This is a genomic window from Paenibacillus sp. J31P190, from assembly GCF_059692075.1.
In genome coordinates this window covers 58,304-70,178 of record NZ_JCAUAS010000001.1, presented here as the reverse complement: position 1 = coordinate 70,178, position 11,875 = coordinate 58,304, and the positions used below count along the sequence as shown (strand labels likewise).

General features: G+C 45.2%; 9 protein-coding genes. 8 read left to right on the top strand and 1 reads right to left on the bottom strand.

Going from position 1 to position 11,875, the window contains the following annotated elements; all coding sequences use genetic code 11:
* Nucleotides 1–457 precede the first annotated feature (457 nt).
* From AC58U0_RS00335 to AC58U0_RS00305, 7 genes are all read left to right on the top strand, one after another.
* Nucleotides 458–535: a potassium-transporting ATPase subunit F gene (locus tag AC58U0_RS00335; protein ID WP_082562338.1), complete on the top strand. Its 78-nt coding sequence runs from the start codon at nt 458–460 to the stop codon at nt 533–535.
* A gap of 47 nt (nt 536–582) precedes the next feature.
* Nucleotides 583–2,253: a potassium-transporting ATPase subunit KdpA gene (gene kdpA, locus AC58U0_RS00330; RefSeq protein ID WP_497377665.1), complete on the top strand. Its 1,671-nt coding sequence runs from the start codon at nt 583–585 to the stop codon at nt 2,251–2,253.
* A 31-nt stretch (nt 2,254–2,284) separates the two neighbouring features.
* Nucleotides 2,285–4,327, top strand: a complete 2,043-nt coding sequence (gene kdpB / locus AC58U0_RS00325; RefSeq protein WP_497377029.1) for a potassium-transporting ATPase subunit KdpB — start codon at nt 2,285–2,287, stop codon at nt 4,325–4,327.
* Nucleotides 4,328–4,355: 28 nt separating this feature from the next.
* Nucleotides 4,356–4,919, top strand: coding sequence for a potassium-transporting ATPase subunit KdpC (kdpC, locus tag AC58U0_RS00320; protein WP_497377028.1), 564 nt, complete (start codon nt 4,356–4,358; stop codon nt 4,917–4,919).
* A 76-nt stretch (nt 4,920–4,995) separates the two neighbouring features.
* Nucleotides 4,996–7,296 carry a histidine kinase gene (locus tag AC58U0_RS00315; RefSeq protein ID WP_497377027.1) on the top strand — a complete coding sequence of 767 codons (2,301 nt, stop codon included), beginning with the start codon at nt 4,996–4,998 and terminating at the stop codon, nt 7,294–7,296.
* 4 nt (nt 7,297–7,300) lie between these two features.
* Nucleotides 7,301–8,863, top strand: coding sequence for an ATP-binding protein (locus AC58U0_RS00310; protein ID WP_497377026.1), 1,563 nt, complete (start codon nt 7,301–7,303; stop codon nt 8,861–8,863).
* Entirely contained in the window at nt 8,829–9,527 is a 699-nt protein-coding gene (locus tag AC58U0_RS00305; RefSeq protein WP_497377025.1) for a response regulator, read from the top strand. Before AC58U0_RS00310 ends, AC58U0_RS00305 begins: the two co-directional genes overlap by 35 nt.
* Before the next feature lie 327 nt (nt 9,528–9,854).
* Here the strand turns inward: AC58U0_RS00305 and AC58U0_RS00300 are convergent, their stop codons facing one another.
* Complete coding sequence (locus AC58U0_RS00300) at nt 9,855–10,316, bottom strand: collagen-like triple helix repeat-containing protein (RefSeq protein WP_497377664.1); 462 nt, start codon at nt 10,314–10,316, stop codon at nt 9,855–9,857.
* Nucleotides 10,317–10,820: 504 nt separating this feature from the next.
* Between AC58U0_RS00300 and AC58U0_RS00295 the strand changes: the two genes are divergently transcribed.
* A complete protein-coding gene (locus AC58U0_RS00295) occupies nt 10,821–11,846 on the top strand; it encodes an HD-GYP domain-containing protein (RefSeq protein ID WP_497377024.1) in 1,026 nt (341 codons plus the stop codon).
* Nucleotides 11,847–11,875: the final 29 nt, after the last annotated feature.

The following is an 11,875-nucleotide window of genomic DNA, read 5'->3' as shown; positions in this document are numbered from 1 at the left end:
CGTTGATAGTGTGGGAAAGCTAACTACTCAGAGAAATAAGGGCCTTTGGGAGCTTCTATTTGCGCAGAAAGTGGCTAAAGGAGCGGGATAAGAGCCTTTAGGGGCTCTTATTTGTCGTTGATAGTGTGGGAAAGCTAGCTACTCAGAGAAATAAGGGCCTTTGGTTGAGCATTCTGTGCCGTATATCTCTTTCTAAATCCAGCATTTTTATGCTTTTTTTATACGGATGCTATAGATTCTTTACCTCATTTTTATACGGTTCGGCGTTACAATGTTTCAGGGAAGCACTTGGTTCTGTCTGATTTCAAGGAGGTGCGTTATGTACAACGATGTAACGATGGTCTTATTAATGGCATTAACATTTCTAGGGTTTTGGGGGTTTTCAAAATACTGTGAAAAAGCGTGAACGCATGCACCATAACGAGGGTGCTGACCAATCCTTTTAGGAGGCAAACATATGATTGTTATTGGACTAATTGCATTTGCCATCATGGTGTATCTCGGTTTTGTTCTAGTGAAACCAGAGAAATTTTAAGCGTAGAATATAAGCTTATGTAAGCAAGGAGAGAACCTACTATGGGTATGGGATTGTTACAGGTGATCATTACACTGGGTATTATCATGCTTTTGGTGAAGCCTGTGGGGAGTTATTTGGTTAAAGTGTTTGGAAATGAAAAGAGTCGTCTTGATCGTGTTTTTGGTCCTTTTGAGCGTGTATCCTATCGTTTGATGGGGGTTAAAGAAGAGGAAGCGATGGGCTGGAAAAAGTATGTAGGAGCCGTCTTATTACTCAATTTGGTCATGATGCTTTTGATATATGCGGTATTTCGACTTCAAAAATATTTGCCTCTAAATCCAGACAGCATTGGTAGTATGCCTCCGGCACTAGCTTTTAATACAGCTGTTTCTTTTATTACAAATACGAACTGGCAAGCGTATAGCGGTGAAAATACATTGTCCTATTTCTCTCAAATGGTAGCGATAACGTTCCCAATGTTTACATCGGCTGCAACTGGATTTGCAGTGGCGGTTGCATTTATTCGCGGTTTAATTGGCCGTCAAGATAATCTGGGTAACTTCTATGTGGATATGACCAGAGCGATTATAAGGGTATTTCTACCGCTTAGCTTCATTGTTGCCTTAGTCTTAGTTTTTCAAGGTATTCCGCAAACATTACTGGGAGCCGTGCAGGCTACAACAATGGAGGGAGCCCAGCAAACGATTACTCGAGGGCTAGTTGCTTCTCTGGAATCGATTAAGCATATCGGTACAAACGGTGGCGGGTGGTTCGGTACGAACGCTGCGCATCCTTTTGAAAACCCGACACCGGTGTCTAACTTGATCCATATTATTTGTATGATGCTGCTGCCTACATCTCTTGTTTACGCATTCGGTCTAATGATTAAGAACAAAAAGCAAGGCTGGACGATCTTTGCTGCTATGGGGATCATTTTTATCGTGATGTTGTCAACTGTATTCTATGCTGAGTATCGGGGTATAACGGCGGTTGATGCGATGGGTGTACATGGCAATATGGAAGGTAAGGAAGTTAGGTTCGGATTGTCTGAGACTGCCTTATTTACAGCTGTAACCACGGCTGCAACAACAGGCAGCGTAAACGCGATGCATGAATCGCTCACACCGCTCGGAAGTATCGTTCCTTTCGCAGAAATGATGTTGAACAATGTCTTCGGGGGTAAGGGGGTTGGGTTGTTAAACGGCTTGCTTTACCTCATTTTATCGGTTTTCATTTGTGGACTTATGGTTGGGCGTACGCCAGAGTTTTTAGGTAAAAAGATCGAGGGAAAAGAAGTAAAGTTGGCGGCCATCGCTATTCTGACTCATCCGCTTATCATTTTGGCGCCGACAGCGTGGGCACTAATACGGCCTGAATCTATTACCTCGATATCCAACCAGGGGATGCATGGGTTATCTGAAGTACTGTATGCTTTCACGTCAGGTGCTGCCAATAACGGCTCCGCTTTTGGTGGGTTAAGCGCCAATACGAACTTTTACAACTTGGGTATCGGTATGGTCATGCTGTTTGGCCGTTACATTTCAATCATCGCGATGTTGGCCATTGCGGGTTCACTTGCTGCTAAGCGTGTCGTCCCTGTTACAACAGGTACATTGCGTACAAATACACCCTTATTTATGGGGATTTTAATCATGATTATTCTAGTTATCGGTGCTCTTACGTTCTTCCCGGCGCTGGCATTGGGTCCGATTGCTGAACATTTGGCGGCGCGCTAAAGGATAAACGAAATAGAGAGGAATGATTCACATGGCTGTGGAACGTAAAAAAACAATGACAAAAGAAATTATGAATCAAGCTATCGCTGATTCCTTTAAAAAATTAAATCCTTGGGTGATGATCAAAAATCCGGTTATGTTTGTGGTTGAGATCGGTACGGTCATTACGCTTCTGCTTTCACTCGCACCCGATCTATTTGGTACCACAGAAGTAGGGCGGGGTTATAATATTGCTGTTTTCTTGATCTTGCTTTTCACTTTGCTTTTCGCTAATTTCGCTGAAGCTTTGGCGGAAGGGCGGGGCAAGGCGCAGGCGGATTCCCTGCGGAAGACGAAATCCGATACGAAGGCTCGTTTGGTTCAAAAGGATGGTTCTTATAAGGATGTGTCTTCGACTTCTCTCCGTAAGGGAGACGTGGTCCGTATTGAAATCGGGGAGATCATCCCATCCGACGGCGAGATCATTGAAGGCTTAGCCTCCATTGATGAGTCAGCGATTACAGGGGAATCCGCTCCGGTTATCAAGGAAGCAGGCGGCGACTTCTCATCCGTTACAGGTGGAACACGGGTAGCATCTGACTATATCGTTGTCAAAGTGACGACCGATCCTGGCGAATCGTTTTTGGATCGCATGATTGCGCTCGTGGAAGGCGCCAAACGGCAGAAAACGCCGAATGAAATTGCTTTAACGACGCTGCTAGCTGTACTGACCTTGATCTTCTTAATCGTCATTGTGACCATGGTGCCGATGGCAAAGTATTTGGACGTGAAATTGGAAATTTCCACGCTGATTGCTCTGCTGGTTTGTCTCATTCCGACGACAATCGGTGGACTTTTGTCAGCTATCGGCATTGCAGGAATGGACCGCGTAACTCAATTCAACGTGCTTGCCATGTCAGGTAAGGCGGTTGAAGCAGCTGGCGACATTGATACGATGATCCTAGATAAAACAGGTACGATCACATTCGGGAATCGGATGGCTTCGGAGTTTGTTCCAGTGAATAACGTACCAGCTAAAGACATCATCTTTACTGCCCTGCAAGCATCTGTGAAAGACGAAACACCTGAAGGACGCTCCATTGTGGAGCTTGCGAACAAGCTTGGGCAGACTTGGCCAGCAGACAGCTATCAAGGTGCAGAAGTGGTGGAGTTTACCGCTGAAACACGGATGTCGGGACTTAATTTAGCTGATGGTAATCAAGTCCGTAAGGGTGCAGTCGATGCGATTAAGAAATATGTAGCAGCTAGGGGCGGGAAAATTCCTAGTGATTTAGAAGCAATCACAAACCGAATTGCCAAAGCCGGAGGCACTCCGTTGGCTGTCGCAGTTAACGAGCGGATCTACGGCGTTATTTATCTCAAGGACACGGTAAAACCGGGCTTGAAGGAACGATTTGCGGAACTTCGGGCAATGGGAATCAAAACGGTCATGTGTACAGGGGATAATCCACTTACAGCTGCGACGATTGCACTTGAGGCCGGTGTAGACGAATTTATTGCTGAGGCGAAGCCGGAAGATAAAATTGCCGCGATCAAAAAAGAGCAGCAAGAAGGTAAACTTGTAGCCATGACTGGCGACGGAACGAATGATGCTCCTGCACTTGCTCAAGCTGATGTAGGTTTGGCAATGAATTCAGGCACGATGGCTGCGAAAGAAGCTGCCAACATGATCGATCTGGATTCCGATCCGACCAAGCTGCTTTCTGTCATCTCCATCGGTAAACAACTGCTGATCACTCGCGGAGCTTTAACAACATTTTCTATCGCTAACGACATTGCCAAGTATTTCGCGATCATTCCTGCGATGTTTATCTTAGCTATGCCGCAGCTGCAGGCCTTGAATATTATGAATTTGGCTTCGCCGGAATCGGCTATTTTATCAGCGCTCATATTCAATGCAATCATCATTCCGCTGCTCATCCCCATTGCCATGAAGGGTGTTAAGTATCGGGCGATGTCAGCAGATAAATTGTTGTCGCGCAATATTTTGCTGTACGGTATCGGCGGTGTGATTGTGCCTTTCATCGGGATTAAAATCATAGACATGGTACTTCACGGATTAAATATCGTTTAAAGAGAAAGAGAAACGAGGAGATAGCTTTATGAAATCGGTTTTAATAGCTGTTCGGGTGTCTTTATTATTCATGATCGTCTGTGGGCTCATCTATCCACTCGCAACAACAGGTGTGGCTCAGGTCCTATTCCCTAAACAAGCGAATGGAAGTCTCATAGAATCAGGCGGTGTCGTGATTGGATCGGAATTGCTAGCTCAAAGTTTCGAGTCGCCGAAGCTCTTCCATCCAAGAGCATCTGCAGCCAAGTATGATCCGACCGCTTCATCTGGCTCGAATACAGCGGTGGCTTCAAATGATTATGCAGCAGCGATGGCAGAGAAAATCGATGCCTTGAAGCAAGATAATCCTAATCTAACGGATATACCGGCGGACTTAGTCACTGTCTCCGGCTCCGGCTTCGATCCTGATTTATCACCGGAAGGCGCAAAAGCCCAAGTGCCGAGAATTAGTAAGGAAACAGGGATCTCTGAGAAAAACCTGAATGCTCTGGTTGACCAGCTTACAAAAACGCGTCAACTTGGCGTATTCGGTGAGCCTAGGGCCAATGTGACCGAATTAAATATGGAACTGCTTAAGCAAGTGAAATTGTGAGGTAAGCAGGCAGCCACTCTCGTTTATAATGAGGGTGGTTTCTGCCCATTTTAGGGATAAGGGAGAATGTTGCCATTTGGATGGTTTCAAAAGAAAAACACCGGAAGAAATTCTATTATCCATCTCTAGACTGCACCGCGGCACCTTAAAAATATATATCGGCGCAGTCAGTGGCTCAGGTAAAACCTATCACATGCTTCGCGAAGGGCAGAACCTTAAGCAGCAAGGGATCGATGTGGTTATTTGCGCTGTATCGACGCTCCAAAGACCGGAAACCGTGGAACAATTGGGGGATCTGGAAAGGGTCCCGAGCATTCATTGGATCAAGAACGGTATAGAGCAAAAAGATCTCAATTTGGATGCGTTAATCGAAAGAAACCCGGAGGTCGTCCTTGTAGATGGGCTAGCCCATTGTAATCGAGAAGGCGCACGGTTTCCGTCACGGTTAGACGATATCAAGTTTTTAATTTCAAATGATATTAGTGTAATTACCACGGTGAATGTGTATGAGCTGGAAGAGGCGATGGAGGTTGCTCATAAACTAACAGGTGTTGAGGTGGGACACTGTGTTCCCTCGGATACGTTGGAACTCGCTGATGAGGTTCGATTAATCGACGCGACGCCGGAAACGATATTAAATCGATTGGAAGAAGGCCATTTAAAGGGGAATAAAGATACGGCTTTATTCAAACGCGGTAATTTGGGCGTGCTGCGAGAACTGGCTCTTCGTCTTGTTGCTGAGGATGTTAATGATTCTTTGGAAGAACATCGCGAACAAATGGGGATTCTGGGTCCATCTGGAGCGACAGAGCGCATCCTTGTTACGACGCAGTATCATTGGAACGGTTCTATTTATGTGCGCAGAGGACAACAGATCGCTAAACGATTGAATGGTGATCTTCATGTGGTTACGCTGCGTAATTTCAATAAACCGCTCACCAAAGAAGCGGCCGCTTTTCGCAGGTCCATTATGAAGCTTGTCCAAAAAGTAGGCGGCAAATTTGAAGAACTGCCTTTTCGGAACCGTCGCAGCATCCCTCAAATATTGGTGGACTATGCGATAGCTCATCATGTAACCCGCATTGTGTTAGGTCATTCTAAGCAAACCCAATGGCAAACTTTTATACAAGGATCGGTCATCAATGGCGTGTTAAAAAGAACTAAAAATATCGATGTGTTCTTGATTGCTGATCGTGCTTCTCAGGAGGGTGAGCGAATTTTGCCTGCCCATATCCACTCGCAGAAGGAATCTTACAAATATAAGCGTTTGAGCAAACAAGAAGTAGAGGAGAAAATCGAAAAAATCAAACGCGGGAGATTTAAAGTCTATATTGGAGCTGCCCCTGGAGTCGGCAAAACGTATACGATGCTGCGGGAAGGCAACGATCTGCTCAAAAAGGGGATTGATGTGAAGATTGGCTTACTTGAAACCCATGGAAGAAAAGAGACGGTCGCACAGATTGGCGAACTCGAAGTCACACCCAGGGCAGAAATTAAGTATCAAGGTGTAAATCTGGAGGAAATGGATACCGAAGGTATCATACGTCTTCGACCTGAAGTGGTTTTGGTTGATGAATTGGCCCATTCGAATGTACCCAGCAGTAAGCATAAAAAACGGTATGAAGATGTGCTGGAAATTCTGGAAGCGGGTATATCGGTCATTGCAACCGTTAATGTGCAGCACTTGGAGAGCTTAAATGATGCCGTAGAACAAATTACGGGTATTCGGGTTAGAGAAACGGTTCCCGATAGTATTCTTCGTATGGCGGATGAAGTGCAGTTAGTCGATGTTGCCCCTGAGGCCTTACAGCTTCGGATGAGAGAAGGTAAGATTTATACGATGGTAAAGGTAGATCAAGCTTTGAACAATTTCTTTAAAACAGGGAATCTAATCGCTTTACGGGAACTCGCGCTTCGCGAAATCGCCGATGATGTAGATGAACGTCTAGAATCTATGGAGCGCAAGAGCTCACTTCGTGGCCCATGGCGAAGAAAAGAAGTGATTTACGTGTGTGTCACGGAAATCTCACAAGCTGATCGTTTAATTCGTCGCGGTTTTCGGATTGCGCATCGGCTTAAAGCAATTTGGCATGTAAGCTTTATTGCGATAGGAAGCGCAGAGGAGTGGAAGCAGAAGCTAGAGTCATTAGAGAGGTTGACCAATAGGCTCGGAGGCGAATTTTCGTATCAAGAGGTGGCTAACCGCAACCAAATTCCGCAGGTGTTTGCTTCCAAAGCACGTGAGGCGGGAGCGACTCAAATTATTGTGTGGAAAGACGCTATTGTCAAAAAGCTTGTGCCGCTTGCTAGTACAATGGATGTGCTGATTGTTGCCGATTATGAGATGTGGCAAACTTCTGGAAATAGGGTAAAATGAAAACATGGTAAATAAAACAAATGAATTTGGTAGCTGGAAATCTTATTTTATTATCGCAATTTTTATTGCCATATTAACCATATTTCTGCGAGCTTTTGGTCTTTTTCTGGATGTAGTTAACATTGCGCTTCTCTATTTATTTCCCGTTCTTTTGAGCGCAGTGCGATGGGGGAAGGGACCTTCCTTTTTTGCTGCGGGAATGGGGGTTTTGGCGTTTGATTTCTTTTTTGTGCCGCCCATTTTTAGTCTTACAGTTGAAGACTTGCGTTATTTAATCTCTTTTGTAGTATTCTTATCTGTTGCAGCCCTTACGGCAAACTTAGCTTCTAAACTGCGGAGTCAAATTCATCATGCTCAACAGAGAGAAGCGAGTACGGCTGCTCTGTATGCGCTAAGTCGTAAGATTACCGCTATTTCAGACTTAGATGTACTACTTAATCAGATTGTTCAGCATGTTTCAGATACGATTGATGCTAAGGCTGCAATCATTTTACCCAACCAGTTGGGTGAACAGCAGTTGGAAGCCTACTCTAAGGATGATAGAGATTGGGCCTATGATGAATCCCACCTGTCTATCGCCGCATGGGTGAACAAGCATAATTCCATTGCGGGTCGAGGGACTCTTACATTGGGGGAATCATCGGATCTGCATGTCCCTTTAGCTACGGATCAGCAGGTCCATGGCGTGCTTGCTGTTCATGTTGGCGATAGAAATCTGTCAGACATGTCGGAACTTATTCGGATCATCGAAGCACTCTCGGATCTTGCAGCCGTTGCGATATCTCGCGTTAAACTCGCGAATGAAGCCAAGGTGGCGCAGTTAACCGCGGAATCAGAGAAGCTGCGTACAGCGCTGCTGGACTCGCTTTCACACGAATTGCGAACGCCTCTGGCAACCATCATCGGTTCAGTAACCGGACTTCTAGAAGGGGAAGACGTCTTCAGTCCTGAAGATCGACGAGAGTTATTGCTTACGACACGTGAGGGAGCTACCCGCATGAACCGGTTAGTAGGCAATTTACTGGGTATGGTTCGGATTGAGAGCGGCATGCTGCGTTTAAATAAACAGTGGTGTGGGGTAGAGGATATTGTAGGAGTTGCGCTTACGCAATTGAATGACGCTTTGCTGCACAGAAAAGTAAACATACATCTTGCGCCAGATCTTCCATCGGTGCCTATGGATGAGGTTCTTATTGAACAGGTGTTGATTAATGTGATTAGTAATGCCATTAAGTATTCGCCTGATGGAAGTGAAATTATGATTGAAGCGGATCATAATCAAGACATGCTTGATTTGACCATCAAGGATGAGGGTGCAGGCATTGCTTCAGCTGATTTGGAGCGGGTATTTGAGAAATTTTATAGAGGCCATTTAACCAAACATATCCCTGGAACAGGGCTAGGGCTTGCGATCTGCAAAAGCATTGTGGAAGCACATGGCGGCCATATTGCAGCTATGATGAATGGGAATCGAGGAACCGCTATTCGGATAAGCTTGCCTTTACAATTCGCTGAGAAAGATGGGGATGGGAATGACAACCACAGGGGCGAAGATCTTAATCATTGATGATGAACCACAAATTCGAAAATTATTGCGCGTCACTCTAACCGCACACGGCTTTGAAGCAGCTGAAGCTTCCACCGGACAAGAAGGCTTGCTGCAGGCTACGATGGTGCGCCCTGATTTAATTGTCTTAGATCTAGGACTGCCTGATATGACGGGCATGGAAGTACTGGCGCATATCCGTGAGTGGTCGCAGGTGCCCATCATTATTCTTACGGCTCAAGACCAGGAACAAGATAAAGTCGCTGCTTTGGATCGCGGCGCTGACGATTATGTAACGAAGCCGTTTGGTATGGGCGAATTTATGGCCCGCATGCGAGTTGCCTTACGGCATATCGCCAAGACGCAAGATGAACCAGTGTTGAAACTGGGTCATTTAGTTATTGATTTATCTCAGCGTAGTGTAGAGTTAAATGAGGAGAAACTCAAATTAACACCGACCGAATACGATTTGTTGAAAGTACTTGCTTTAAATGCTGGACGAGTAATGACTCATAAACAACTGCTCAAACAAGTTTGGGGCGGTCAGCAATATGAATCAGACAGCCAATACTTGAGAGTGTATGTCGGTCATCTGAGGAAAAAGATTGAAGAGGACCCGACAAGACCGAAGTATATCCTTACGGAGCCTGGGATCGGATATCGCTTTGCTTGGCAGGAGGGTTGAAGAAAAGAAGGCTATCATTCTCTTGATGAGAATGGCAGCCTTCTTTATTTACATATAGGAATTTATGGTCCATGAAGTGAGTAAGGCAACTGAAGATGCTTATTTGTCTTAATAGTCCCTGTTATGATTACATAGGCAAGCTAGGTGTGCTTATTCCTAACTAATACGCTCTGAAAGTAACGTTTAACAGCTAATAAGCACGCACTTTGGTCTAATATGACGAGATGCTTCGATAATAGAGTCAATAAGCAAACTGAGCTTGCTTATTTATTTCTAGCTAACTCGCTACATGAAAAAGTGGCTCAGGGTTTTTCTTTTTGCACTATTTTAACAAGTAAATGAGTCAATGAAGCGCAAATCGATACCGAAATACATCCAAGAGAACCCAGTCCAACGGAAGCCTGCGATCGAATTGCGTCCGACAAAAATAGGGTAATACCAGAACTGTTGACCGTTGCTGAGCCAGACATAGGTGAAATTAAACAAGCAGCGGCGAATACCACCCGGGTCTACGGCATAAGCGGAGACACCTTCCGCTTTAAACGGCTTCTGCGGTGTATAAGCTGGAGGCGCGGAAGTGGGGGCTTGCTCTCCTCCTTGCTGTTGGCCAGGGAAGCCGGGTTGGCCCGGGAAGCCGGGTTGGCCAGGAAAGCCAGGTTGGCCAGGGAAGCCAGGTTGGCCGGGAAAGCCAGGTTGGCCAGGGAAGCCGGGTTGACCTGGAAAGCCAGGTTGCCCAGGAAAACCAGGCTGCCCGGGAAATCCAGGCTGCCCGGGAAATCCAGGAGACATGCCGGATCCGGGAAATCCAGGCTGACCCGGTTGGCCCGGGAAACCCGGAAGTCCGAACATGCCGCCTAAGCCGCGCGGATCATAAGCTGGTACCCAAGCGTAAGCATGCGGTACAGCATAGCCGTATGGATATGGTGCAGTTTGTGGGTAAGAAGCAGGGGAGAACTGTTCCGTAGTTTCAGGCTGAGTTAATTCAGTTTCCAATTCACGAAGCTCATCTTGTTTGTTATTTGAAGCCATTGCGCAATTTCCTCCTTAGGTAGAAGCGGATTAGTCGATACTTACTATATGCAGCAGGGTAGACGGATGTCACGATGTGGAGATGGCTTCAATTGAACATAAAAAGCAGACCAATAGTCCTACTTTTGACGGTTTCGAGGAATGGAATAGGAGATTTATCCTACATCTTCCAATAAAATATGGGATTTCGACCCATAGATTGTACTAATTTTGTCGTATATAATTGAAATTGGTTATATTTTGAAATAATTGGAGCGAGCTTTATTGAGAGAACTATTGGGTAAGATGTTGAAATACGATGTGACAACAAGCCATGGACTTGTCTTAGTACCTAGTCAATCGGTTCTCAATCAAGAGCATTTGGATTTGTTTCGGCAGCATCGCATTGACTTTATGGGTATCATTACAACAACCATGCATGAGCATAAGCTTGATTCAGTATCCCCACCAGATTCTTCAGAGCTTCTTGTCCAAAAAGCTTCCCAATATGCCAAGGACTTATTCGAGCGTATTCAATCGCAGAAGAAGATTCCGCTGCTGGAAATCAAGAATGATTTGATTCCTATCGTTCAGCAGGCTGCGGAGAACCCCGATTTATTTCAATTGTTTCAGGCTGTCAAAGCGAAAGACGAGTATACGCATCAGCACAATATTGGTGTAGGCATACTCTCAACGCTGATTGGTAAATGGTTAAATTTGGCTGACAATGAAGTGGCGTTATTATCACTGGCAGCTACGATGCATGATGTTGGTAAGATCAAGATTTCACAAGAGATTCTATTGAAGCCGGGGAAATTAACCTCAGAAGAGTACGACGAAATAAAGCGGCATACGATTCTAGGCTATAACATGCTTAAGGAAACGGTAGGGATTAACTACAGAGTGGCTTTAGTTGCCCTACAGCATCATGAGCGGGCAGATGGCACTGGATACCCATTGCAATTAAAGGATAGCCAGTTGGATCGAATGAGCCGAATTGTTGCTGTTGCCGATGTTTTTCACGCGATGTCATCGAAGAGGCCTTATCACGAAATGATGCCCTTTTACGAGGTTGTAAGTCGGATGAGGAAAGGGTTTTTCGGAGAATTGGATCCTCACATTGTATCTGTATTTCTTACCAATATCATACAAAATTTGATCGGCAGGACAGTCAAGCTAACCGACGGACGTTGGGGAGAAGTTATTTATATTAATCCTACGGATGATACGAACCCGCTTGTTAAGATTGACGAGTCATTTCTTGATCTAAGTCGAGAAAGACATATCCATATAAGTGAAGTTGTAATATGAGATCGTTTGACAATCAATTAGACATATAT